Annotated in this window: 18 protein-coding genes; 15 read left to right on the top strand and 3 right to left on the bottom strand. The window is 70.5% G+C overall.

All coding sequences use genetic code 11. The features are described 5' to 3' along the window. The 11 genes from AB0B76_RS34930 to AB0B76_RS34880 all read left to right on the top strand — a co-directional run. A partial coding sequence (locus AB0B76_RS34930; protein ID WP_360383373.1) for an RICIN domain-containing protein occupies nt 1–665 on the top strand: 665 nt, incomplete at its 5' end. Nucleotides 666–894: 229 nt separating this feature from the next. Then, nucleotides 895–2,412, top strand: coding sequence for an RICIN domain-containing protein (locus AB0B76_RS34925; protein ID WP_360383388.1), 1,518 nt, complete (start codon nt 895–897; stop codon nt 2,410–2,412). A gap of 33 nt (nt 2,413–2,445) precedes the next feature. Continuing rightward, the gene (locus tag AB0B76_RS34920; RefSeq protein ID WP_360383370.1) at nt 2,446–4,518 is read left to right on the top strand and encodes a family 43 glycosylhydrolase; all 2,073 of its coding nucleotides are present in this window, start codon (nt 2,446–2,448) and stop codon (nt 4,516–4,518) included. Nucleotides 4,519–4,811: 293 nt separating this feature from the next. Further along, nucleotides 4,812–6,791: an alpha-L-fucosidase gene (locus AB0B76_RS34915; RefSeq protein ID WP_360383368.1), complete on the top strand. Its 1,980-nt coding sequence runs from the start codon at nt 4,812–4,814 to the stop codon at nt 6,789–6,791. A gap of 58 nt (nt 6,792–6,849) precedes the next feature. After that, the gene (locus tag AB0B76_RS34910) at nt 6,850–9,204 is read left to right on the top strand and encodes a ricin-type beta-trefoil lectin domain protein (RefSeq protein ID WP_360383385.1); all 2,355 of its coding nucleotides are present in this window, start codon (nt 6,850–6,852) and stop codon (nt 9,202–9,204) included. Then, entirely contained in the window at nt 9,204–11,582 is a 2,379-nt protein-coding gene (locus AB0B76_RS34905) for an RICIN domain-containing protein (RefSeq protein ID WP_360383365.1), read from the top strand. The genes AB0B76_RS34910 and AB0B76_RS34905 overlap by 1 nt, the downstream gene beginning before the upstream one ends. A 355-nt stretch (nt 11,583–11,937) precedes the next feature. Further along, on the top strand, nt 11,938–13,002 hold the full coding sequence (locus tag AB0B76_RS34900) for a sugar ABC transporter substrate-binding protein (RefSeq protein WP_360383362.1): 1,065 nt from the start codon (nt 11,938–11,940) through the stop codon (nt 13,000–13,002). After that, nucleotides 12,999–14,537 carry a sugar ABC transporter ATP-binding protein gene (locus tag AB0B76_RS34895; protein WP_360383360.1) on the top strand — a complete coding sequence of 513 codons (1,539 nt, stop codon included), beginning with the start codon at nt 12,999–13,001 and terminating at the stop codon, nt 14,535–14,537. The genes AB0B76_RS34900 and AB0B76_RS34895 overlap by 4 nt, the downstream gene beginning before the upstream one ends. Next, nucleotides 14,530–15,564, top strand: coding sequence for an ABC transporter permease (locus AB0B76_RS34890; RefSeq protein WP_360383358.1), 1,035 nt, complete (start codon nt 14,530–14,532; stop codon nt 15,562–15,564). Before AB0B76_RS34895 ends, AB0B76_RS34890 begins: the two co-directional genes overlap by 8 nt. 34 nt (nt 15,565–15,598) lie before the next feature. Continuing rightward, nucleotides 15,599–16,906, top strand: coding sequence for an enolase C-terminal domain-like protein (locus AB0B76_RS34885; RefSeq protein WP_360383356.1), 1,308 nt, complete (start codon nt 15,599–15,601; stop codon nt 16,904–16,906). Beyond that, nucleotides 16,903–17,772: an amidohydrolase family protein gene (locus AB0B76_RS34880; RefSeq protein WP_360383354.1), complete on the top strand. Its 870-nt coding sequence runs from the start codon at nt 16,903–16,905 to the stop codon at nt 17,770–17,772. Before AB0B76_RS34885 ends, AB0B76_RS34880 begins: the two co-directional genes overlap by 4 nt. A gap of 12 nt (nt 17,773–17,784) precedes the next feature. On the opposite strand, the gene AB0B76_RS34875 is transcribed toward AB0B76_RS34880, so the two are convergent. Beyond that, nucleotides 17,785–18,474: a FadR/GntR family transcriptional regulator gene (locus tag AB0B76_RS34875; RefSeq protein WP_360383351.1), complete on the bottom strand. Its 690-nt coding sequence runs from the start codon at nt 18,472–18,474 to the stop codon at nt 17,785–17,787. Nucleotides 18,475–18,539: 65 nt separating this feature from the next. On the opposite strand from AB0B76_RS34875, the gene AB0B76_RS34870 reads away from it, so the two are divergent. The 3 genes from AB0B76_RS34870 (at nt 18,540) to AB0B76_RS34860 (ending at nt 21,582) form a co-directional block, all read left to right on the top strand. Then, complete coding sequence (locus AB0B76_RS34870) at nt 18,540–18,875, top strand: L-rhamnose mutarotase (RefSeq protein ID WP_360383349.1); 336 nt, start codon at nt 18,540–18,542, stop codon at nt 18,873–18,875. Then, nucleotides 18,872–19,897 (top strand): alcohol dehydrogenase catalytic domain-containing protein, encoded by a 1,026-nt coding sequence (locus AB0B76_RS34865; protein WP_360383346.1) that lies wholly within the window; start codon nt 18,872–18,874, stop codon nt 19,895–19,897. The genes AB0B76_RS34870 and AB0B76_RS34865 overlap by 4 nt, the downstream gene beginning before the upstream one ends. Nucleotides 19,898–20,133: 236 nt before the next feature. After that, nucleotides 20,134–21,582: an arabinofuranosidase catalytic domain-containing protein gene (locus AB0B76_RS34860; protein ID WP_360383343.1), complete on the top strand. Its 1,449-nt coding sequence runs from the start codon at nt 20,134–20,136 to the stop codon at nt 21,580–21,582. Between the two features lie 59 nt (nt 21,583–21,641). Here the strand turns inward: AB0B76_RS34860 and AB0B76_RS34855 are convergent, their stop codons facing one another. Continuing rightward, nucleotides 21,642–23,339 (bottom strand): cellulose binding domain-containing protein, encoded by a 1,698-nt coding sequence (locus AB0B76_RS34855; RefSeq protein ID WP_360383339.1) that lies wholly within the window; start codon nt 23,337–23,339, stop codon nt 21,642–21,644. 182 nt (nt 23,340–23,521) lie between these two features. Then, nucleotides 23,522–24,946 carry an arabinofuranosidase catalytic domain-containing protein gene (locus AB0B76_RS34850; protein ID WP_360383336.1) on the bottom strand — a complete coding sequence of 475 codons (1,425 nt, stop codon included), beginning with the start codon at nt 24,944–24,946 and terminating at the stop codon, nt 23,522–23,524. A 141-nt stretch (nt 24,947–25,087) separates the two neighbouring features. Between AB0B76_RS34850 and AB0B76_RS34845 the strand changes: the two genes are divergently transcribed. Then, nucleotides 25,088–26,125, top strand: a complete 1,038-nt coding sequence (locus AB0B76_RS34845; RefSeq protein ID WP_360383334.1) for a LacI family DNA-binding transcriptional regulator — start codon at nt 25,088–25,090, stop codon at nt 26,123–26,125. Nucleotides 26,126–26,198: the final 73 nt, after the last annotated feature.

Genomic DNA, 26,198 nt, shown 5'->3' with positions numbered 1-26,198 from the left:
TGTGGCACGGGACCACCGACACCACCCTCGCCTATCCGAACTTCGGCGAGGAGCTCAAGCAGTGGACCAACCTGAACGGGCTGAGCCAGACCGCGGCGTTCACCGACCATCCGCAGTCGAGCTGGACCCGCACCCGCTACGGCAGCACCGGCACCCAGGCCACCGTCGAGGGGATCAGCATCGCCGGGGTCGGCCACCAGCTGCCGATGTCCGGCCAGATCGCCTACGCCATCGCCTTCCTCGGCCTCGACACCGGCGGCGACGCCACCGGCTCGCCGACGCCGGGCGGTACCACCGCGCTGGTCGGCGCCGCGTCCGGGCGCTGCCTCGACGTGCCCGGGTCCAACGCGGCCAACGGCACACAGCCGATCATCTGGGACTGCCACGGCACCGCCAACCAGCAGTGGACCATCAGCGGCCTGACGATCCGGGCGCTCGGCAAGTGCCTCGACGCCCCGCTCAACGGCACCGCCGGCGTCAAGGCCCAGCTGTGGGACTGCAGCGGCGCGACGAACCAGCAGTGGACCCTCGTCGCGGACGGCTCCATCCGCAACGGGCAGTCCGGGCTGTGCCTCGACGTGTCGGGGGCCGGCACCGCCAACAACACGCCCGTGCTGCTGTGGACCTGCACCGGCGCCGCGAACCAGCGCTGGCTGCGCAGCTGACAACCCCGGCGCTACCCGCATCGGCAAGTTGTTAGCGCTCACAGTGACGTCCCTACCGCCAGAAGGACTGACGCTCATGCTCGCTGCATCACACAACCGGCGGCGCCGCACCCCGCTGCGCTGGGTCGCGCTCGCCGCCGCCCTGCTGGCGTTCGCCGCGGCCGCCGTCGCCGTCCTGCGCCCGCCCAGCGCCCAGGCGCTGGAGAACGGCGTGGCCCGGACGCCCCCGATGGGCTGGAACTCCTGGAACACGTTCGGCTGCAACATCAACGAGACCCTGATCCGGCAGATGGCCGACTCGATCGTCAGCTCCGGCCTGCGCGATCTCGGTTACCAGTACGTCGTGGTCGACGACTGCTGGTTCAATCCGAACCGGGACGGCTCCGGGAACCTGCAGGGCGACCCGTCGCGGTTCCCGAGCGGCATGAAGGCCCTCGGCGACTACCTGCACGGCAAGGGGCTGAAGTTCGGGCTGTACGAGGTGCCGGTCGACAAGACCTGCGCGCAGTACTTCAACTCCTATCCGGGCGCCACCGGCAGCCAGGGCCACGAGGCCCAGGATGCCCGGCAGTTCGCGGCCTGGGGCGTGGACTACCTCAAGTACGACTGGTGCTCGCCCAACGGCTCGATCAGCGACCAGGTGACGACGTTCGCGAAGATGCGTGACGCGCTGGCGGCGACCGGGCGGCCGATCGTCTTCAGCATCAACCCGAACAGCATCCACGCCAAGACGGGGCCGCAGCGCAACTGGGGCGACGTGGCCAACCTGTGGCGTACCACCGAGGACATCACCAACGCCTGGGACACCGGCCAGAGCAACGGCTACCCGATGGGTGTCCGGAACATCGTCGACGTCACGGTACCGCTGGCCGGGTACGCCGGCCCGGGGCACTTCAACGACCCCGACATGCTCGAGGTCGGCCGCGGCGGCATGAACGACACCGAGATGCGCAGCCACTTCGCGCTGTGGTCGATGCTCGCCGCGCCGCTGCTGGCCGGCAACGACATCCGCTCGATGAACGCGGCGACCCAGACCATCCTGGGCAACCGCACGCTCATCGCGATCGACCAGGACTCGCTGGGCCTGGCGGCCACCCAGGTCTCCAACGACGGCACGCGCCGGGTGCTGGCCAAGCGGCTCGCCAACGGTGACGTGGCGGTCGCGCTGTTCAACCAGGGCGGCTCCGCCACCACCGTCTCGACCACCGCCGCGGCCGCCGGCAAGGTGGGCAGCTCCTTCACGTTGCTTGACGCGTGGACCGGTGCCGTCAGCACCACGTCCGGCCAGATCGCCGCGAGCGTGCCCGCCCACGGCACGGTGGTGTACCGGGTCAGCGGCGGCACGGGCGGCACGACCACCCCGCCGCCGTCTGGCGGCACGCTGGTGAGCGTGGCCTCGGGCCGCTGTCTCGACGTGCCCAACGCGAACACCGCCAACGGCACCCAGCCGATCATCTGGGACTGCAACGGCGCGACGAACCAGCGCTGGACGATCAGCGGCCAGACCGTGCAGGCCCTCGGCAAGTGCCTCGACGCCCCGCTCAACGGCACCGCCGGCGTCAAGGCCCAGCTGTGGGACTGCAACGGCGGCACGAACCAGCGCTGGACGCTCAACGCCGACGGCACCATCGCCGGCGCCGCCTCGGGCCTGTGCCTGGACGTCAACGGCGCCGCCACAGCCAACGGCACGACGGTGATCCTCTGGACGTGCACCGGCGCGGCCAACCAGCGCTGGACCCGGTCCTGACCACCCCCGCCACCGCACAGGAGGGAACCATCCATGACCATCAGGCATAGGGCCGCCGTGATCGGCGCCGCCGTGCTGACGCTGGCCGGGGGAGCCGCCGTCGCGCTGCACGTCGGGCCGGCCGCGGCCGCCACGGTCGACACGAGCGCGTGGTACGTCCTCGTCAACCGCAACAGCGGCAAGGCGATCGACGTGTACAACTCGGCGACCAACGACGGCGCCCGCATCACCCAGTGGACCCGCAACAGCGGCGCGAACCAGCAGTGGCAGTTCGTCGACTCCGGCGGCGGCTACTACCGGCTCAAGTCGCGCTCGTCGGGCAAGGTGCTCGACGTCTACAACCTCTCCACCGCCGACGGCGCGAGCATCGTGCAGTGGAGCGACGGCAACGGCGTCAACCAGCAGTTCCGCCTGGCCGACTCGGACAGCGGCTACGTGCGGCTGCTCAACCGCAACAGCGGCAAGGCGGTCGAGGTGCAGAACGCGTCGACGGCCGACGGCGGCAACATCGTGCAGTACAGCGACTGGGGCGGCGCCAACCAGCAGTGGCAGCTCGTCCGCGCCGACGGCGGCGGCACCAGCCCGACGCCGACGACACCGGCGCCCGGCGGCCAGTACAACAACCCGGTGGTGTGGCAGGACTTCGCCGACGGCGACATCATCCGCGTCGGCGACGCCTACTACTACTCGGCCTCCACGATGCACTACTCGCCCGGCGCACCGATCCTGCGCTCGTACGACCTGGTGCACTGGGAGTATGCCGGGCACTCCGTGCCGAGTCTCGACTTCGACTCCAACGCCTACAACCTCAGCGGCGGCCGGGCGTACGTCAAGGGCATCTGGGCCTCGACGCTGAACTACCGGGCCAGCAACAGCACGTACTACTGGCTCGGCTGCGTCGAGTTCAACCGCACCTACGTCTACACCGCCTCCGCGGTCGACGGCACGTGGTCGAAGAAGGCCCGGATCAACAACTGCTACTACGACGCCGGCATGCTCATCGACGACAACGACACGATGTACGTCGCCTACGGCAACACCACCCTCAGCGTCGCCCAGCTCTCCGCCGACGGCACCAGCGAGGTCCGCCACCAGCAGGTCTTCAGCACCCCGTCGAGCGTGGGGACGCTGGAAGGCTCGCGTTTCTACAAGCGCAACGGCTCCTACTACATCTTCGTCACCAAGCCGGCCAACGGGCAGTACATCCTCAAGTCGAGCAGCCCGTGGGGCCCCTACGAGATGCGCCAGGTGCTGCTGAACATGCCCGGCCCGATCTCCGGCGGCGGAGTGCCGCACCAGGGCGGCCTGGTGCAGACCCAGAACGGCGACTGGTACTACATGGCCTTCGAGGACGCCTACCCCGGCGGCCGCGTCCCCGTCCTCGCCCCGATCACGTGGAGCGCCGACGGCTGGCCGAGCGTGCAGACCGTCAACGGCGGCTGGGGCAGCAGCTACCCGGCGCCGCAGATCTCCACCACGAAGACGGTCAAGCCGATGATCGGCACCGACACGTTCGGGACCGCCGCGCTCGGGCCGCAGTGGGAGTGGAACCACAACCCCGACAACACCAGGTGGTCGGCCGGCAGCGGCCTGCGGCTGCAGACCGCGACCGTGACCAGCGACCTGTACTCGGCCCGCAACACGCTGACCCAGCGCATCCAGGGCCCGAGCTCGACCGCGACGATCGAGCTGGACTATTCGGCGATGGCCGACGGCGACCGGTCCGGGCTGGCGATGCTACGCGACTCGTCGGCGTGGATCGGCATCAAACGCGACGGTGCCACCACGCGGGTCACCATGGTCAACGGGCTGACCATGGACGGCAGCTGGAACACGACCGGCACCGGCAGCGAGGCGGCCGCGGCCACCGTCTCCGGCGGCCGGATCTGGCTGCGCGCCACCGCCGACATCCGGCCCGGCTCCGGGCGGCAGGCGCGGTTCTCTTACAGCACCGACGGCGTGACGTTCACGACGCTCGGCCCGGCGTTCACGCTCAACAACGCCTGGCAGTTCTTCATGGGCTACCGCTACGGCGTCTTCAACTACGCCACCAAGTCCCTGGGCGGCGCCGTGACCGTCCGCTCGTTCGGCCAGACCGCACCCTGAGGCTCGCCGGGTAACCACCCCGATCCGAGCCCGTTCCCGGCCGGGTCCGCACCCGCGGACCCGGCCCGTGGAGGCGTGGCCGTCGCCCTGCGCGAACGCATTCGTGAAATCGATGTGCGTCATTGACGTATGACGTATGACGGTTCTACGGTGGGTCCTGCTCGCGCCGGGAAGCCGCGCGAACCGAACATCCCCCGGTCATTCGGGCCGGGAGGCCGGCGCGCGCCGGCCGACACCCCATGGCGTTTCTGAACGCGGCCGGCGCGCATCCCCAGGATCGAGAGGTCCCCCAAATGTCGTCGTTGTTCCTGACCCGCCGCCGGCTGCTCACGACGGCCGCCCTCACCGGCGCGGCCACCGTCACGGGGCTGTCCCGGCTCGGCATCGCCGCCGCCACCAGCGGTCCCAGCAGCTACACCGCCAGCTGGTCGTCGGTCGACCAGCACCCGCCCGCGCCGGAGTGGCTCCAGGACGCCAAGTTCGGCATCTACTACCACTGGGGCGCCTTCAGCGTGCCCGCCTTCGCCAGCGAGTGGTACCCGCGCAACATGTACAACAACGGCTCGAACGAGAACAACCACCACAAGTCCGTCTACGGCGATCCGTCGGTGTGGCCGTACCACAACTTCATCAACGGCGCCCGCGACAAGGCCGGCAACTTCGTGCAGTTCGCGCCCAAGCTGCGCTCGGCCGGCGGCGCCTTCGACCCCGACGAGTGGGCCCAGCTCTTCGCCGACGCCGGTGCGAAGTTCGCGGGGCCGGTCGCCGAGCACCACGACGGCTTCTCGATGTGGAACAGCAGCGTCAACGAGTGGAACTCGGTCGCCCGCGGCCCGCGCCTCGACCTGCTGCGGCTGCACGCCGACGCGATCCGGGCGAAGGGGCTGCGGCTGTACGTGTCGCTGCACCACGCCTACAACTTCACCGGCTACTACCAGTGGGTACCGCAGCAGTCAGACGCGAGCCTGCGCAAGCTCTACGGCCAGCTCGGTTCGGCCGAGCAGCAGCTGTGGTACGACAAGCTGCGCGAGGTCATCGACGGCTACCAGCCCGACATCATCTACCAGGACTTCAACCTCGGCCAGATCAACGAGGCCCAGCGGCTGAACTTCCTGTCGTACTACTACAACCGGGCGGTCGCCTGGAACAAGGACGTCGCCGCGACGTACAAGGACGGCTTCAACAACCGCGGCGAGATCTACGACTTCGAGCGCGGCGGCCCGGCCGACATCCAGACTCCGTACTGGCTCACCGACGACAGCGTCTCGAGCTCGAGCTGGTGCTACACCGTCGGCATCGGCTACTACCCGGCCACCGCCCTGTTGCACGCGCTGCTCGACCGGGTCAGCAAGAACGGCACGATGGTGCTCAACATCGCCCCGATGGCCGACGGCACCATCCCGTCCGGGCAGCGCAGCATCCTGCTCGCCATCGGCGACCACCTCAAGCGCTTCGGCGAGTCGGTGTACGCCACCCGGTCCTGGAGCGTCTTCGGCGAGGGCCCGACGCAGATGGGTGGCGGCTCCTTCCAGACCCCGCGCATCGGCACCGCCCAGGACATCCGGTTCACCCGCAGCAAGGACAGCCGGGTGCTGTACGCCACCGTGCTGGGCTGGCCCGGCAGCACGCTGCACATCACGACGCTGAGCTCCAACCGGATCAACCTCGGCTCGCTCAGCGCCGTCGAGCTGCTCGGCTCCACGGCCGGGACGTCCATCAACCTGCCGACCCGCAGCCAGGACGGCTCCGGCCTGCACATCACGATGCCGTCGGCGAATGCCCCGTACAGCGCCGGAGCGTACGTCGTGCGGCTGACGTTCTCCGGGCAGATCCCCGCGCTCGGCAGCGGCGGGCCGACGACCGGCTGGGTCCGCATCGCCAACGTCACGACCGGCCTCGTGCTGGACAGCGGCGGCAGCGTCGCGTCCGGTTCCGTGCTCAAGCAGTGGAACTACGACGGCAGCACCAACCTGCAGTGGCAGGTGGTCGACCTCGGCACCGGCTACGTCCGCATCGTCAACCGCACCAACGGGATGGTGGCCGACAGCTGGGGCAACGCCGCCAACGGCGCGAGCGCCATGCAGGCGCCCTGGAACGGCGGCAACAACCAGCAGTGGCGGCTCAACAGCGTCGGCAACGGGCGCTACCAGATCATCAACCGCGGCACGGGTACCGCTCTGGACGGCGCTGGCAGCACCGCCGTCGGCGCCACCACCGTCATGTGGGCGCCGAACGGCAGTACCAACAACCAGTGGACCATCACGGCCGTCTGAAGGAGCGCTGCTCGTGCGAACCCAACCACGCGTCCTGCGCCTCGGCCTCGCCGGTGCGCTGCTGGCCGCGACCTTCCTGGTCGGCGCGACCGCGGAACCCGCCGCGGCCGCCACGGCCATCACCATCAACGGAACGTCCGGCGGCCGGACGTTCGACGGCGTCGGCGCGGTCAGCGGCGGCGGCGGCAACAGCCGGCTGCTGATCGACTACCCCGAGACCCAGCGCGCGCAGATCCTGGACTATCTGTTCAGCCCCGGCTACGGCGCCGCGCTGCAGATCCTCAAGGTCGAGGTCGGCGGCGACACCAACTCCACCAGCGGATCGGAGCCCAGCCACGCGCACTTCCGCGGCGATCTGAACTGCGACCGCGGGTACGAGTGGTGGATCATGGAGCAGGCCAAGGCCCGCAACCCGAACATCAAGCTGGCCGGGCTGGCCTGGGGCGCGCCCGGCTGGATCGGCAGCGGGAACTTCATGTCGACCGACATGATCGACTATCTGATCTCGTGGCTGGGCTGCGCGCGGCAGCACAACCTCACCATCGACTACATCACCGCGGCCCAGAACGAGAAGCGCACCGACGCCAACTGGACCATCAGCCTGCGCAGCGCGCTCAACGCGAACGGCTACAGCGGGGTGAAGATCATCTTCGGGGACGACTACCCCGGCAGCTGGGGCCCGGCCAACACGGTCGCGAGCAACGCGTCGCTGCGCAACGCCATCGACGTGCTCAGCGGCCACTACGTGTGCGGCTACCTCAGCGCCCAGACCTCCTGCACGGTCACGGCCAACGCCACCAACTCCGGCAAGACGCTGTGGAACAGCGAAGGCGGCTCGCAGGACTACAACGACGGCGCCAAGCCCCTCGCGCGGGGCATCAACCGCGGCTACATCGACGGGAAGCTGACCGCCTACCTCAACTGGGACCTGATCGCCGCGGTCACCCCGAACGTCCCGTGGGCCACCGTCGGCCTGGTGCTGGCCAACCAGCCCTGGTCGGGCTGGTACGCCGTCGGCAAGAACACCTGGGCGCTCGCGCACACCACCCAGTTCACCGCGCCGGGCTGGAAGTATCTCGACTCCTCCGGCGGCTACATCGGCGGCAACCGCAACAACGGCAGCTACGTCAGCCTGAAGTCGACAAACAACACCGACTACAGCACCATCATCGAGACGATGGACGCGAGCGCCGCCCAGACGCTCAACTTCACCGTCGCCGGCGGGCTGTCCACCGGTGCGGTGCACGTCTGGTCGACGAACCTCAACTCCAGCAACGCCGCGGACCAGTTCCGCCACGCCACCGACATCACCCCGTCCGGGGGCGCGTTCTCGCTCACCGTCCAGCCCGGCTACCTGTACTCGATCACCACCACCACCGGCCAGGGCAAGGGCACGGCGACCAGCCCGGCCCAGGGTGCGCTGGCGCTGCCCTACGCCGACAACTTCGACAGTTACGCCGCCGGCCGGCAGCCCAGGTACCTGCAGGACATGCAGGGCGCGTTCGAGACCGCCGCGTGCGGGGCCGGGCGCTCCGGGACGTGCCTGCGTCAGTCCTCGCCCCAGTCGCCGATCACCTGGAAGACGCTCGCCGAGCCGAGCACCTACGGCGGCAACCTGACCTGGGGCAACTACACCGTCTCGGCGGACGCGCTGCTCGAGAAGTCCGGGTACGTCCAGCTTGAGGGGCGGGTCGGCAGCCAGAACCTGGACCCGATCGCCAACCAGAACGCGTACTACCTGCGCGTCACCGACGGCGGAGCCTGGTCGATCCTGCGCAACAGCACCGGCGGACAGCTCACCACCCTGCGCAGCGGGTCCGTGGCCGCGCTCGGCGTGAACCGCTGGCACAGCCTGTCGCTCGGCTTCTCCGGCAGCACCATCACCGCGACGATCGACGGGGCCACGGTCGGCTCCGCCACCGACGGCGCGTACGGCGCCGGGCAGGTCGGCTTCGGGACCAGCCAGGGCGAGACGGCCCAGTTCGACAACCTGTCAGTGGTGGCCGGTCCCGGCGGCTCCGGCGGGGCGACCGCGCCGCTGCGCAACCTCAACGCCGGCCGGTGCCTGGACGTGCCGTCGCGGTCGCAGACCAACGGCACGCAGCTGGCGCTGTGGGACTGCAACGGCGGCACCAACCAGCAGTGGACGCTCACCTCCGGGCGGCAGCTGCAGGTGTACGGCACGAAGTGCCTCGATGCCGAGGGCGGCGGGACCACCGCCGGCACCCGGACGGTCATCTGGGACTGCAACGGCCAGCCCAACCAGCAGTGGAGCGTCAACGTCGACGGCACCGTCACCGGGGTCCAGTCCGGCCTGTGCCTGGACGCCAGCGGGGCCGGGACGGCCAACAGCACGCCGGTGATCCTGTGGAACTGCAACGGCGGGAGCAACCAGCAATGGAGCAGAAGCTGATGAGGAGCAGGTCCGGGGTTCGCACCGCGCTCACCGCGCTCGCGGTTGTCGCCGCCGCCGGCGGCCTCACCGCCCTCGCCGCGCCGGCCGGGGCCGCGGTCATGACCACCCTCTCGGTGTCGCCGGCCGGGTCCGGCACCGCCTGCACGGCCGCGCAGCCGTGCTCGCTCGCCCAGGCGCAGGCCGCTGTCCGGGCGAGCGCGCCGTCGATGACCGGCGACATCGTCGTGCAGATCGGCGCAGGCACGTACACCCTCGGCGCGCCGCTGACCTTCACGGCCGCGGACTCCGGCGCCAACGGCCACACCGTGTCGTGGCAGGCGGCGTCCGGGACCCGGCCGGTGCTGTCCGGCGGGCAGCGGGTGACCGGCTGGACGGTGGCGGACTCCGGGCAGAACATCTGGCGGGCGAGCGTCGGCACCGGGTTCGACGCCCGGCAGCTGTACGTCGACGGCCGCCTCGCCACCCGGGCCCGCACCCAGGTCAACCGGGGTGACTTCGCTCTGTCGGGCACCGGGCTGAGCTTCACCAACGGTGCGCTGTCGTATCTCAACAACCTGGCGAACAAGAGCCGGGTCGAGGTGGAGTCCGTCGACTCGTTCACCGACCGCTACGCGCCGGTGCAGTCGATCGCCAGCAACACGCTCACGATGCAGCAGCCGGCGTGGGACAACAACACCTTCGGCTACGACACGCTGAGCAAGCCGTTCCGGGCCGGTCCGCTGTACCTCGTGAATGCGCGCGAGTTCCTGGACAGCGTGGGGGAGTGGTACCTCGACACCGCCGCCGGCCAGCTGTACTACAAGCCCCTCGCCGGTCAGGATGTGAACACGGCCGACGTCGAGCTGCCGCGCCTGGAGTCGCTGCTGCGGATCGGCGGCACCTACGCGGCCCCGGCGCACGACCTGTCCTTCACTGGGCTGCAGTTCGCCAACACCAGCTGGTTGCAGCCCAGCAGTAACCAGGGCTACGCCGATCAGCAGACCGGGGCCTACATCTCCGGCGGGTGGAGCCGGCCGGCTGACGCGCTGACGTCGTGTCAGTCCGGCTGCCGGCTGTTCGAGGCGACCCGGCCCGGCTGGCGGCAGATGCCGGCCGCGGTGCAGGTGTCGGCGGCCACCGCCATCACCTTCGCCGGGAACCGCTTCACCAATCTCGGCCAGGTCGGGCTGGGCATCGGCAACGACGCCAACGCCAACGGTACCGGGGTCGGCCTCGGCGCGAGCAACATCACCGTCAGCGGCAACACGTTCGACGCCCTCGCGGCGGGCGGGATCGTCGTCGGCGGCGTCCAGGCTGACGCGCACCATCCGAGTGACGCGCGGATGACGAACAGCGGTATCACCCTGAGCAACAACGTCATCCATGACGTCGCGCTCGAGTACCGCAGCCACGCCGGCATCCTCATGACCTACACGGCGGGCTCGTCCATCGCGCACAACGAGGTGTACAACCTGCCGTACACCGGCATCGCCATCGGCTACGGCTGGGGCGCCAACGACCCGGGCGGCAGCCAGGACTATGTCGACCGCGGCCTGTACAACTACCAGCCGAAGTACACGACGGCGACCGTCGCGGCCAACAACCGGGTCACGGCGAACTACGTCCACGACGTCGTGCAGCAGATGACCGACGGCGGCGCGTTCTACAACCTCTCGGCCAGCCCCGGCACCACGGTGGACCAGAACTACTTCCGCAACACCAACGGCTGGCTCGGCATGTACTTCGACGAGGGCTCGCGCTACGTGTCCGCCGCGAACAACGTCCTGGACAACATCGGCACCTGGGCCTACAGCCAGGCGTGGGCGAACAACAACACCGGCAACCTGACGCTGACCGGCAACTGGACCACCAGCAGTACCACGAACGTCACCACCGGCTCCCGGGGCAACACCAACTCCGGCACGGTCGTGGTCAGCGGTGGCAACTGGCCCAGTGGTGCCCGGGCGGTCATGGCCGCGGCCGGCGTCACCGGCGGGTCCACCGGCGGCACGTTCGCCCTGCGCGGGCAGGCCGCGAACCGCTGCCTGGACATCACCGGGGCATCGCAGGCCAACGGCGCCCTGGCGGAGATCTGGGACTGCAACGGCGGCGCGAACCAGCAGTTCACCCTCAGCTCAGCGGGTGAGCTGCGGGTCTACGGCGGCGCGAAGTGCCTGGACGTGACCGGTCGCGGCACGGCCAACGGCACCGCGGTCGAGATCTGGGACTGCAACGGCCAGACGAACCAGCAGTACCGGCTGGGCAGCGACGGCACCGTGACGGCGGTCGGCGCGAACAAGTGCCTCGACGTCAGCGCCAACGGCACCGCCAACGGCACGAAGGTACAGATCTGGGACTGCCTCGGCACCGCGAACCAGAAGTGGGCCAGAACCTGACGCTCCGGCACGGTGGAGACCCCTCCTGGCGGCCGCGGCCGCCAGGAGGGGTCGTACCGCTTCCGCGGACCTCCGCGGCCCTCACCGATTGATACATCAGATGTTAGTTACGGTTCGCCGAGGCAAATGTCCGGCCTCTAGACACGGCTGCGGTTTAGATCTATAAAGACATCAGATGAATGTCGTCGACCGAGCGTCGGCGGCCGGTGCGACACCCCCCAGCGCAGCCATGTCCCACGAACGACCGGCGCCCCTACGCCCGCGCCCGCGCTCGGCACCCCACGAGCGATGCGACGGGCCGGGCGGCGGCGTGGCCGCGCTGCGCCCTTGAGCGCCTCCACGACAAGGAGCCCCAGTGAACCGCAACGCGATACTCGGACTGGGCATGACGGCGGTGCTGAGCACCGCTCTGTTCACGGCGGCCTGCGGCAACGACGCCGCGTCGCCGGGCACCGGATCCGCCGCGCCGCTGATCGGCGTGGACTACCCCCGGTCCGACACGGACTTCTGGAACTCGTACATCAAGTACGTGCCCCAGTCGGCCAAGGAACTCGGCATCGACCTCAAGACGACCAACTCCCAGAACGACATCGCCGCCCTGATCTCCAACGTCCAGGCGTTCCAGAGTCAGGGCGTCAAGGGCGTGGTGATGGCGCCGCAGGACACCGCCGCGATCGCGCCGACGCTGCAGCAACTGGCCACCAAGAAGATCCCGGTCGTCACCATCGACACCCGGCCGGACACCGGCAAGGTCTTCATGGTGGTCCGGGCCGACAACCGGGCCTACGGCACGAAGGCGTGCCAGTTCCTGGGCACCAAGCTCGGCGGCAAGGGCAAGGTCGTCATGCTCGAGGGCGGCCTGGACTCGATCAACGGCCGGGACCGCACCGAGGCCTTCAACGACTGCATGAAGAAGGACTTCCCCGGCATCACCGTCTTCGGTGAGGCGACCGACTGGAAGGGCGATGTCGCCGCGACGAAGCTGCAGACGCGGTTCACGTCGGACCCCGACATCAAGGGCGTCTACATGGAGTCGTCCTTCGCGCTGTCGGGGACGCTGCAGATCCTCAAGCAGCGCGGCCTGCAGGTGCCGCCGTCCGACCCGAAGCACGTCTTCATCGTGTCCAACGACGGCATTCCCGAGGAGCTCAAGGACATCAAGGGCGGCCTGATCGATGCCACGGTCAGCCAGCCGGCCGACCTGTTCGCCAAGTACGGCCTGTACTACGCCAAGGCCGCGATCGACGGCAAGACGTTCGCGCCGGGCCCGACCGACCACGGCAGCACGATCATCCAGGTGCGCGACGGCGTCCTCGAGGACCAGCTCGCGGCGCCCCTGGTGACGCTCGACGGCGCGACCATCGGCGGCGCGCCGACCGTCAAGTTCGACGACAAGTCCCTCTGGGGCAACAACGCATGAGCTCCGCGTCATCGCCGGCCGGCGGGCCGGCCGGCGACAGCCGGCCCGTCGTCGAGGCCGCGCACATCACGAAACGATTCGGCTCGACGGTCGCGCTGGCCGACGCCGGTATCGTGATCCGCCCCGGAGAGACGCACGCGCTGGTCGGGCGCAACGGTGCCGGCAAGTCGACGCTGGTCAGCATCCTGACCGGCCTGCAGGCGCCCGACGAGGGGACGATCGCGTTCGACGGCCGCGCGGCGCCGCCGCTGCGCGACCGCGACGCGTGGCGCCGCCTCGCCGCCTGCGTGTACCAGAAATCGACAATCATTCCGGACCTGACCGTGGCCGAGAACCTGTTCCTCAACCGGCACACGCTCGCCGCGGGCCGGCTGATCCGCTGGCGGGCGCTGCGACGCGATGCCGAGCGTCTGCTCGCCGACTGGTCCGTCGACGTCGACGCCCGGCAACCGGCCTCGACGCTGTCGGTGGAGCAGCGGCAGTTCGTCGAGATCGCCCGCGCGTTGTCGTTCGGCGCGCGGTTCATCATCCTCGACGAACCGACCGCCCAGCTCGACGCCGCCGGCATCGAGCGGTTGTTCGCACGGGTCCGGGTCCTGCGCGAGCAGGGCGTGACGCTGCTGTTCATCAGCCACCACCTCCAGGAGATCTACCAGATCTGCGATCAGGTGACCGTGCTGCGCGACGCCCGGCACATCGTCACCGCCGCGGTGGCCGAGCTCGACCGGCCGGCCCTGGTGGCGGCGATGACCGGCGAGGATGTGAGCCTGCCGACGGCATCGCCGGGGCAGCGGCCGGCGGACACGCCGGTCCTGCTGTCGGTGCGGGGCCTGGTGACACCTTCCGGCGCCGAGCTTTCGCTGGAGGCGGCAGCCGGCGAAGTCGTCGGGGTCGCCGGCGGCGGCAGCAGCGGCAAGGTGGAGGTGGCCGAGGCGATCGTCGGCCTGACCCGTCCGGTCGCCGGGACCGTCGCCGTCGGCGGGCGGGTGCTGCGCCCCGGCAGCGTGCCGGACGCACTCGACGCCGGGGTCGGGCTCGTGCCGCAGGACCGGCACCGGGAGGGCTTCGTGCCGCTGCTGACGATCGCCGAGAACGTCACGATGACGGTACCGGGCCGAATCCGTCGCCACGGGCTGCTCTCGCCGGGCCGCCGGGACGCCCTCGCCCGGGGCGCCATCGCCGACCTGGCCATCAAGGCCGACGGCCCGCAGGTGCCGGTCGCGGAGCTGTCCGGCGGCAACCAGCAGAAGGTCGTCATGGGCCGCGCCCTGGCCGGCGACCCCAGGCTGCTGGTCCTCATCACACCGACCGCGGGCGTCGACGTGCGGTCGAAGCAGACGCTGCTGACGGTGGTCAACGACGTCCGGCGCCGTGGTGCCACCGTCCTGATCGTCTCGGACGAGCTCGACGACCTGCGCATCTGTGACCGCGTACTGGTGATGTTCCAAGGGCGTGTCATCGACGAGAAGGACTACGGCTGGAGCGACAACGAGCTCGTCGCCGCCATGGAAGGGGTCGATCTCCACCATGTCTGACACGCTGCCGACCGGCACGGTCCGGCCGCCCGCGGCGCCGCCGGTTGCGCCGCGCCGGGCGCCCGCCATCGCCCGCCTGCGCGATGTGGCGCTGGTACCGGCGATCATCGTGGTCGCCGTCGTGGGTTTCATCGTCAATCCGGTATTCCTCAGCTCCGGCAACGTCATAAACGTGCTGCAGAGCATGTCGGAGATCTCCATCGTCGTGCTGGCCGAGACCATCGTGCTCATCACGGGCCGGATGGACCTCTCCCTGGAGTCGACGTTCGGCCTCGCCCCCGGCCTCGCCGCCTGGCTCGTCGTGGACCCGGCCGTCACGCACGGACTGGGCGTGCACGTCCTGCCACCGGCGTTCGCGGTGCCGGTCGTGCTCGTCGTCGGCGCCCTGATCGGGGCGTTCAACGGTCTGCTCATCGTGCGGTTCGGGCTCAACGGGTTCATCGTCACCCTGGGCATGCTGATCGTGCTGCGCGGCCTGCTCACCGGCGTCTCGGGCGGCAAGACGTTCTTCGCGCTGCCGGAGTCGATGACGTACCTGGGGTCCGCCGAATGGCTCGGCGTACCGGCGTCGGTCTGGCTGTCCCTGCTGTTGTTCGCGGCGGGGATCGTCGTGCTCGGCTACACCCGCCCGGGCCGTGCGTTGTACGCCATCGGCGGCAACGCCGACGCCGCCCGGGCCGCGGGCATCCGCACCGACCGGATCCTGTGGCTCACCCTCATCGTGGCCGGCACCCTCGCGGCCCTCGCGGGACTGCTCATCAGCGGCCGGCTCGCCGCCGTTCCGTCCGCGCAGGGCAGCGGCGCCATCTTCCAGGTCTTCGCCGCCGCGGTCATCGGCGGGGTCAGCCTCAATGGCGGCAAAGGCACCCTGTTCGGCGCCTTCACCGGCGTGCTGCTGCTCTTCATGATCCTCAACGTGCTGACGCTGGCCGGTGTGCCGGCCCAGTGGACCAACTTCCTCAACGGCGCCGTGATCCTCGTGGCACTCGTGGTCTCCCGGGTGACCGGCGGGAAGGCACAGACGTGACGGCCCCCTACGGCACTACCACCCCTGGAGCACCGTGACTGAGCGCATCTCGTCCGTCGAAGTCCTGGACGTCCGGTTTCCCACCTCGCGGCACCGTGACGGTTCCGACGCCATGAACCCGTTCCCCGACTACTCCGCGGCGTACGTCGTGCTGCACACCACCGCCGGCGCCGCCGGTCACGGGCTGGTCTTCACCGTCGGGCGCGGGACGGAGATCCAGGTCGCCGCCGTGCGGTCCCTCGCCGCGATGGTCACCGGGCTGCCCGTCGACGAACTCGTCGCCGACCCGGGTGCGCTGGCCCGCCGGCTCATCGGCGACAGCCAGATCCGCTGGCTGGGCCCCGAAAAGGGCGTCGTGCACATGGCCGCGGGCGGGCTGGTCAACGCCGTGTGGGATCTCGCCGCCCGGCGAGCGGGCCAGCCGTTGTGGCAGCTGCTGGCCGGCCTCTCCCCGGAGGCGCTTGTCGCGCAGATCGATTTCCGGTACCTGCGCGACGCCCTGACCGAGGACGAGGCCCTGGCCCTGCTGCGAGCCAACGCCGGCGGGCGGGCCGAGCGCGAGCGCCGGCTGCTCGACGAGGGCTATCCCGCGTACACCACGACGCCCGGGTGGCTCGGATACGACGACGAGAAGCTGGAACGGCTGTGCTCGGAGGCGGTCGACGCCGGCTACCGGCTGATCAAGCTGAAGGTCGGCGGAGACCTGGCCGACGACGTGCGGCGGATGGGCATCGCCCGCGGCGCCGTCGGGCCGGATGTCCGGATCGCCGTCGACGCCAACCAGATCTGGGGTGTACCGGACGCCATCCGGTGGATGCGCGAGCTGACCCGGTTCGATCCGTACTGGATCGAGGAGCCCACCTCGCCCGACGACGTCCTCGGCCACGCCTCCGTCCGGCGCGCCCTCGCACCGGTCAAGGTGGCCACCGGCGAGCATGTTCACAACGCGGTGATGTTCAAGCAGCTCCTGCAGGCCGAGGCCGTGGACGTCGTGCAGATCGACGCCTGCCGGGTCGGCGGGGTCAACGAGAACCTGGCCATCCTGTTGCTGGCGGCGAAGTTCGGCGTGCCGGTCTGCCCGCACGCGGGTGGTGTCGGACTGTGCGAGCTCGTGCAGCACCTGGCGATGTTCGACTACATCGCGGTCAGCGGCACCACCGAGGACCGGTACATCGAGTACGTCGACCACCTTCACGAGCACTTCACCGACCCGGTCCGGGTCCGGGCCGGCCGCTACGTGACGCCGACGGTGCCGGGGATGAGTGCCGAGATCGTGGCCGGCTCCCTGGACGCGTTCCGGTTTCCGGACGGGCCGGAGTGGGCGACCGGGGCGGCGGCGTGATCGTCGACGCGCACCATCACCTGTGGCAGCCGGACCGCGGCTACCGCTGGCTCGACGAGCCCGGCCTGGAGCGGATCCGGCGGCCGTTCTCCGCCGGCGACCTCCTCGCCGAGCTGGCCGCCAACAGCGTGGACGCCACGGTCCTGGTCGAGGGCGGGCGCTGCCATCCCGACGAAGCCGGCGACCTGCTCGCCCTGGCCGCCGACACCGGACCGATCGTCGGCGTGGTCGGGTGGATCGACATCGCGGACGACGACGTCGCCGGCACCGTACGGCGCTATCGCGGCCTTCGCGGCGGCGACCTGCTGGTCGGCGTCCGGGCGCAGGTGCAGGGCGAGCCAGACCCGGACTACCTCGACCGCCCGGACGTGCGCCGGGGTCTCGCCGCGGTCGGGGCCGCCGGGCTGGTGTTCGACCTGGTGATCCGCGCGGACCAGTTGCCCGCGGCGGCGCGGGCGGCGCGGGCCGTCGACGGGCTTCGGTTCGTCCTGGACCACCTCGGCAAGCCGCGCATCGACGAGGGCGACGCCGGGCTGCACCGCTGGCGGGACGGGTTCGCCGCGCTGGCCGCCAATGACAACGTCACCGGCAAGCTGTCGGGCCTGGTCACCGAGGCGGGTCCACACTGGACACCGGACGACCTGGCGCCGTTCGTCGCGGTGGCGGTCGAGGTGTTCGGGCCGGAACGTCTGATGTTCGGGTCGGACTGGCCGGTGTGCCTGCTCGCCGCGGACTATCCGCGGGTGCTCGATGCCCTGGCGGCGGCGCTGCCGCCGCTGTCCGCGGAGGCGCTCGGCGAGATCTACGCCGGCACCGCTATCCGGACCTACGGACTGGCCGATCGCGTCGGGCCCGCCCGATGGTGAGCGGGGGATGCGTCACGCGGCCTGGTCGGCCAGCACCGTCCGCAGCCACGCTTCCGAGGTGTTGACGTGCATCAGCGCGCTGGCATGGGCGAGCATCGGGTCGCGCGAGCGAAGGGCGCGATAGATCGCGTGGTGCTCCTCGATGGTGGTGTGGGCGGAGTTGCCCTCGATCAGCCCGCGCCAGACCCGGGCCCGCAGGGTCCGGCTGGACAGCCCGTCCATGAGCGAGGTCAGCGTCTCGTTGCCGGTGGCCGCGATGACGGTGCGGTGGAACGCGGTGTCGACCTGGATGAGCTTCTCGTGATCGTCGGCGGCGGCGCGCATGTCGTCGAGGATGCGGCCGAGCTCGTCGAGCGCATTGTCGGACATGCGCAGCGCCGCCACGCCGGTGGCGACGGGCTCCAGCATCCGGCGCACCTCCATCACCTCCAGGAGCGTGTCGTCCTGCAGCAGCTCGACCGCCAGGCCGAGCCCCTCCAGCAGCAGGCGCGGCGCCAGGCTTGTCACGTAGGTTCCGTCGCCGCGGCGCACATCGAGGACCCGGGCCGACTCGAGGGCCTTGACCGCCTCGCGGACCCCGCTGCGGGACAGGCCCATCTGCGCGGCGAGCTGCGGCTCGGGTGGCAGCCGCGAACCGGGCGGCAGCTCGCCGCTCTGGATCATGCCCCGGATTCTGGTGATCGCCTCGTCGGTCAATGCCACGAACCACACTATAGAGACATCTGATGTCTGCCGTCCGCAACACCCTCCTGGGAAAGGAACTGAGGATGCAACGCTACGCATCCGTGATCCGGCTGCGGCCGGAGCATCGTGCGACGTACCTCGAGCTGCACGCCGCGGTCTGGCCGGGCGTCGAGCAGACCTTGCGCGCGGCCAACATCCGCAACTACACCATCTTCATCCACGGCGACCTGCTGTTCGGCTACTACGAGTACGTCGGCGACGACCACGAGGCCGACCAGGCCCGCATCGCCGAAGACCCCGTGACTCAGCAGTGGTGGAAACTCACCGACCCCTGCCAGGAGTCGCTCGCCGAGTCCGGCGCCGGGCACTGGTGGGCACCGATGCAGCAGGTCTGGCACCTGAGCGAGGAGGCCGCATGACCCGCGCGGCGTACTACCTCGGCGAGCGCACCTTCGCCGTCCGCGAGGCCGACCCCGTCCCGCCCGGCCACGGCGAGGTCCGCATCGACGTCGCCTACACCGGGATATGCGGGACCGATCTGCACATCCTGCACGGCTCGATGGACCACCGCGTCCGGACGCCGGCCGTGATCGGGCACGAGATGTCGGGCCGCATCGCCGCGCTCGGCAGCGGAGCCGGTGACCTGCGCATCGGCGATCCGGTGACCGTCATGCCGCTGGACTGGTGCGGCCGTTGCCCCGCCTGCCGGGCCGGGCACACGCACATCTGCCACCGGCTCAACTTCGTCGGTATCGACTCGACCGGCTCCATGCAGCGATCGTGGACCGTGCCGGCCCGCATCGTGGTGCCGCTGCCCGCCGGTCTGCCACTGCAACACGCCGCCCTCATCGAGCCGACCGCCGTGGCCGTGCACGACGTCCGGCGCTCGCGGCTCACGGCCGGCGAGCACGCGGTCGTCATCGGGGCCGGGCCGGTCGGGCTGCTCATCGGCAAGGTGGCCCAGGCCACCGGCGCCGCGGTAACGGTCGTCGAGATCGACCCGCACCGCCGGTCGGTCGCCGAACGGCTCGGCCTGGCGGCCGTGGACCCGGCCGCCGGTGACCTCGCCGCGCTGGTCCTGGAGACCACGGACGGCGCCGGCGCCGACGTGGTGTTCGAGGTCTCCGGCTCGGCCGCCGGCGTGCGTACGGCGACCGAGCTGCTGGCCGTCCGCGGCCGGCTGGTCGTGGTGGCGATCCACCCGGCCACGCGCGAGGTCGACCTGCACCGCGTGTTCTGGCGCGAGCTCGAGATGATCGGCGTGCGCGTCTACCAGCGCGAGGACTACGTGGAGGCGGCCCGCCTGGTGGACGAGCGCCTGGTGCCGGCCGAGGTCCTGATCTCGCGCGTCGTGCCGCTCGCCGAGGTCGCCGAGGCGTTCCACGCCCTCGAGGCCGGCGGCGACGTCAAGGTGCTGCTGGACTGCGGAGGCGACGCGTGAGCCTGTCCGGCCGGCTGGCCGTGATCCTCGCCGACGGCGGCGGGCTCGCCCGCTGACGGCGGAGCGGTCGCGCTGCAACTTACATCGGGAAGGCTCGGGCGACCCTCTTCATCCATGGGCGGACTTGAATGCGCTGCTCGAATCTGACAGCGTCGGCAGGCCGATTGTGTGAGCGCTAACACGGCGAGCTCGCGCGAGCGCCTGCTCTTCTTCCTGTGCCCTGGAAAGGAAGCTCGATGTCCGAACGCACCACGCGGCGGCGGCGCTGGCCGCTCGTCGCGGTCACCGCGGCGCTGACCATCGGTGGCGCCGGCGTGGCCGGCACCCACCTGGCCTCCGCGGCCACGACCGGCTGCCGCGTCACCTACACCGTCACCAACTCCTGGCCCGGCGGCTTCGGCGCCAGTGTCGACGTCACAAACCTCGGCGACGCCGTGAACGGCTGGCGGCTGACCTGGTCCTTCACCGCCGGGCAGGGCATCACCCAGCTCTGGAACGGTACCGCCGCGCAGTCCGGCAGTGCGGTGACCGTCACGAACGTCTCGTACAACGCCGCCATCGCCACCGGTGCCACCGTCAACTTCGGGTTCAACGGGAGCTGGACCGGCTCCAACCCGGCCCCCGCGAGCTTCGCGCTCAACGGCGTGACCTGCACCGGCAGCCCGAGCACCACCGGCCCGGCGCCGTCGTCGGCCGGCCCGTCGCCGAGCACCTCGAACCCGCCGCCCGGCCGCGGGCCGTGCGACATCTACGCGTCCGGCGGCACGCCGTGCGTGGCGGCGCACAGCACGACGCGGGCGTTGTACGGGGCGTACAACGGTGCGCTGTACCAGGTGCGGCGCTCCTCGGACAACACGACCCGCGACATCGGGGTCCTCGCCGCGGGCGGGTACGCCGACGCGGCCGCCCAGGACTCGTTCTGCGCGAACACGACCTGCCTGATCACGATCATCTACGACCAGTCGGGCCGCAACAACCGTCTCACCCAGGCCCCGCCCGGCGGCTTCAACGGCCCGGCGGCCGGCGGCTACGACAACCTCGCCAATGCCACCGCCGCGCCGCTCACGATCGCCGGGCACAAGGCCTACGGCGTCTACGTCGCGGCCGGCACCGGCTACCGCAACAACAACACCAACGGCGTGGCGACCGGGGACCAGCCCGAGGGCATGTACGCCATCTTCGACGGCACCCACTTCAACGGCGGCTGCTGCTTCGACTACGGCAACGCCGAGCGCAACAGCCGCGACAACGGCAACGGCACCATGGAGGCCATCTACTTCGGCAACATCAAGGTCTGGGGCTACGGCACCGGCAACGGCCCGTGGATCATGGCCGACCTCGAGAACGGCCTGTTCTCCGGGGTCAACGCCGGCTACAACGCCAACGACCCGTCGGTGAACTACCGCTACCTCACCGCGATCGTCAAGGGCGAGCCGAACCACTGGGCCATCCGGGGCGGCAACGCCCAGTCCGGCGGCCTGTCGACGTTCTACGACGGCAAGCGCCCCAACGTGTCGGGCTACAACCCGATGAAGAAGGAGGGCGCCATCATCCTCGGCATCGGCGGCGACAACAGCAACGGCTCCGCCGGCACCTTCTACGAGGGCGTCATGACGTCCGGGTACCCCACCAACGCCACCGAAGACGCGGTGCAGGCCAACATCACGGCGGCCGGCTACCGCTGATCGCCTGAAGAAAATGCGGCCCCTCCGTTGCCGGCGGGGCCGCATTTGTCGGGTCGGGGTCAGGCCACGGTGCAGGGGATGCCGTTGAGGGTGAAGGCGGTCGGCTCGGCGGTGTTGCCGGTGTGGGTGGCCTGGAAGCCGATGTCGATGGTGGCGCCGGGCGCGAGCGTGCCGTTGTAGCTGAGGTTGCGGGCGCTGACCTGGCCGCTGGAGGGTGTGAAGGTGGCGTTCCAGCCGGAGGTGATGGCCTGCCCCGAAGGCAGGGTGAAGGCGAGCGTCCAGCCGTTGATGGTCGAGGTGCCGGTGTTGGTGATGCCGATGCTGGCCGTGAAGCCGTTGTTCCACGTGCTCATCGTGTAGGTGACCCGCGGGCCCGTGCCGCCGCCGCTGGGCGACGGGCTGAGCGAGGGGCCCGGCGAGAGGGAGATCGAGGGGCTCGGCGAGGCCGTGTCGCCGAGGCCGGCCACGAACGTCATCGCGCTGCGGGCGGGGAGCGTGACGGTCATGGAGCCGTTCGACATGCTGAGCGCGCTCTGCGGGGCCACATTGCGGCTGGCGTCGGTGAGCCAGTTCGAGACGCTGCCGGACGCGGTGGTGTTCGCGAGGGTGAACTGCTGGGTCACCGCCGAGGTGTTCTTGTTGACGGCGACGATGACGACGGTGCTGCCGCCGCGGTACGCCGAGACGTAGACGTTCGACGCCGGGTTCGCGGTCGCGTCGATCCGCACGTATCCGGGGCGTACGAACCGGGCGAACTGCGCCATCATGGCGCCGCGCTTGCTGATCTGGCCGTCCTCGCGCATGGGGCCGTAGCTGCGCCGGATGGTCCACCAGATGTACGCCTGGAACTCGGCGTCGACCATGGCGTGGTGGATGTGCTCGCCCACGTCGAGCGCCTGCGGCCAGAGGTCCCCGGAATCGGAGCTGTTGGGGTAGTACACCTCGGTCATCCAGAGCTCCTTGCCCGCGCCCTTCTGCTTGAACAGCGGGTACGGGAAGTTCGCGTAGGACGTGCCGTAGAGGTGGGCACCGATGATGTCCACGTTGGCCAGCGCCGTGGGGTCGTTGAGGATCGGGTCCGACATGGACTTCACGTACTGGAACGACTCGGGCGCGATGACCCGGGTGCTGATCGAGCCGGCGTTCTCCCGCAGGAAGCGGACGATCTCGGCGGAGGTCCACCACGTCCAGTCCGTGGCGTAGTCGGGCTCGTTCTGCACCGAGATGCCGTAGAGGTTCACCCCGTTGGTGCGCATGTACGAGGTGAAGTCGTTCAGGTGCTGGGCGTAGGCGCCGTACGAGCCGTACTTCAGGCGCTTCGCGTTGGTCTGGCTGCCGTGGGTGAACGTCTCGATCATGCTGGCGGGCGGGTTCCACGGCGAGGCGATGACTGTCGCCCCGAGTTCGACCGCACGCTTCGCCGTCGCCAGGTCACGGCTCCAGTCGGACTGGTTCTCGCCGACGGGAATCCGCAGCAGGGAGAATCCCAGCTGGCCGTCGCCGCCGCCGAACGCCGTGGTCCGCTGGGCGGCGGTGAGGTCACCGATCCAGGCCGCGTGGGCCATGCCGCCGAAGCCCCGGATCGTCTGCCGCGGCGCCGACGGATTGATGTTCGCCGCAGCGGCCGAAGCGTCCGTGGCCAGCAGGACCGACCCCGCGACCGTGAGGACCGGCACGGCTCCCATCGCCGTCAGGACGGTGCGCCGGCTCAGCATCCTTCGCTCGCCGGTCGACGGCTCGTTCCGATCTTGCGTCATGTCTCGTCCTTCGGTCGCTATCCGTTAGCGCTCACACGGTATGGTCTCGCCGTCGTCGTGCGTCAAGGAAACGCACATAGGGGCGCATGAATGGATTGCTCCAGCGTGAAAGTTTCCATTCGAAAAAGGGCGCCGACTTTTCGCTGCGCGCGGCATAACCCATTTCTTCGAACGGATCGGCGTCAGCGGTAGCCGGCGGCCACGATGTTCGCCTGCACCGCGTTGTCGGTCGCGTCGGACGGGTACCCCGAAACCATCGCGCCCTCGTAGAACGTGCCCGCGCTCTGGTTCGTGTTCGTCGCACAGCAGTCGCCGCCGCTGCCCAGGACGATCGCGCCCTGTTTGCGCATCGGGCTGTACCCGCGGGGCAGCGCGCCGTCCCACAGTGTCGTCAGGCTGCCGGCCTGGGCATTGCTGCCCTTGATGGCGAAGCGCGAGGTGCCGTTGTTCTTCAGCATCGCGGTCACGTACCTGTTCGCGAACGCCCGCTGGTTCGGGTTCCACGACGAGCTGCCGCCCGGGTAGAGGCCGTACTCGAGGTCGGCCTGGACCCACGGGCCGCTGCCGGAGCAGCCGCCGAACCAGCAGCTCGTGCCGAAGTAGATGGCGTCCATGGCCCCGGCCCCGTCGGCGCGGCGGGTGGTCTCGCTGTTGCCGTAGTCGAAGCAGCAGCCGCTGTTGACGTGCGTGCCGCTGGTGACCATGTACATGCCCTCGGGGGCGCTGCCGGTCGGCACGCCGGTGGCGGCGCCGTTGCGCCAGTAGCTGTTGCCGGCGTTGATGTACAGCGAGTACGCCTTGGCGCTGCCGACCGTCAGCGACTCGCGGGTGGCGCTCGCCGGGGTGTCGGCCCCGCCGGCCCCGCCGGGCCCCTGGTAGGCCAGGTCGTTGCCGTGGCCGGACTGGTCGAACAGGATCGTCACGACGCACGACGTGCCCGCGCAGAAGGCGTCCTGCGTCGCGGCGTTGGCCACCCCGCCCGGCGCGAGCGCGGCGATGTTGCGCGTGGCGTTGTCGGAGGAGCGCCGCACCTGGTACAGGTTGCCGCCGTACGAGCCGTAGAGCGCCCGGACCGTGCTGTGGGCGGCGATGCAGGGGGTACCGCCCGCGGCGTAGAGGTCGCACGGCCCGCTCGCCCCCGGCGGTGGCGGGGTCGTGCTGCCCGTCGGCGACGGGCCGCCCGATGTGGGGGTGGTGCCGCCGATGCACGTGACGCCGTTGAGCGCGAAGCTCGCCGGTGCGGGGTTGGTGGCGGTGTAGCTGCCGTTGAAGCCGAACGAGACGGTGGCGCCGGTGGCGATGGCGGCGTTGTACGAGACATTGGTGACGGTGACCGCGGTGCCGGACTGCGCGGCGGTACCGTTCCACAGCTGGGTGATGCCCTGCCCGGCGGCGAAGGTCCAGGTCAGGTGCCAGCCGTTGACCGGGTCGCCGAGGTTTGTGACGTCGACGGCGGCGCCGAAGCCGCCCGGCCAGGAGTTGGTGACGGTGTACGTCACGCGGCAGCCGGTCGTGGCCGCGGAGGCGAGCTGCGCGCCGGCGACAGCGGCGCCGGTGAGCAGGAGGGCGGTGGCCGGGATCAGCGCCCACCGTCGGGATCGTGGCATGAGCCCACCCTTCGGGACATTCGCGAATGTGTATGCGGGAGTGTCGGCGCTCACTTTTGAAGGTGTCAACCGACGCCGCGGCGCGACCACCAGGGAGGCGTGCGCATAACGTTTTTCGGCGGCTCCCGTACACTCGCCGGTGTGATCGACAGGCATCTGCCCGCTCCGCGCGTGCGCTGGCGTGGCGACCTGTCCGTGGCGAAGATCGCGCAGCTCGCCGGGGTCTCCCAGCCCACCGTCTCCAAAGTGCTCAACGGCCGGGCCGGGGTCGGCGAGTCCACCCGCCGGCGCGTGGAGGATCTGCTGCGCGAGCACGGGTACCGCCGACCGGCCGGTATGCCCGCGACCGCCGGCCTCGAGGTGCTCTTCTCCGGGATGCTCAGCTACATCGCGGTCGCGGTCATGGGCGGCATCGAGGACGTGGCCGCGGCCCGGGATCTCACCGTCGGCTTCACCGACATCAAGCGGCGGGCGGCGGCCGGGCAGTCGTGGATCGAGCCGCTGCTGCTGCGCCGCCCCGTCGGGGTCGTCGCCGCCTTCGCCGGCTTCACCGCCGAGCATCTCGAACTGCTCGACGGCAACGGCATCCCGGTCGTGACCCTCGACCCGATCGGCGACCTGCACCCGACCCCGTCCGTCGGTTCGAACAACTGGAGCGGCGCGCTGGCCGCCACCCGGCACCTGCTGGGCCTGGGCCACCGGCGCATCGGCGTGATTACCGGGCCGGTCAAGGACCTCGCCGCCCGGGCCCGCCTCGACGGCTTCCGGGCCGGCCTCGACGCCGCCGACGTGCCGTTCGACGAGCAGTTGCGGCGCAGCGGCGTGCTCACCTTCGAGGACGGCCGCGACCTCGGGCTCGAGCTGCTGCGGCGGGCCGACCCGCCGACGGCGGTGGTGTGCGGCAACGACCTGCAGGCCCTCGGGGTGTACGAGGCGGCCCGGATCTCCGGCCTGCGCATCCCCGGCGACCTCAGCGTGGTCGGCTTCGACGACATCGAGCACTGCAACTGGGCCGGGCCGCCCCTGACCACCGTGCGCCAGCCATTCGCCGAGATGGGCGCGGCCGCCGCTCGGCTCGTGCTCGACCTCGCCGCGGGGGAGCGCCCGGGCCAGTCCCGGATGGAGCTCAGCACCGCGCTCGTGGTGCGCGGCAGCACCGCGCCCCCGCCGACCAGCTGAAACTTTCAGGTCGCCCCGGCCGCCCGGACCGCGGGTCACCAGCAACCGGATCTCCGGCTCGGTTTCGAGCGCA

The organism is Dactylosporangium sp. NPDC049140 (genome assembly GCF_040648435.1).
The sequence above is the reverse complement of the archived record's forward strand: the minus strand, read 5'-3'. Positions and strand labels throughout refer to the sequence as shown.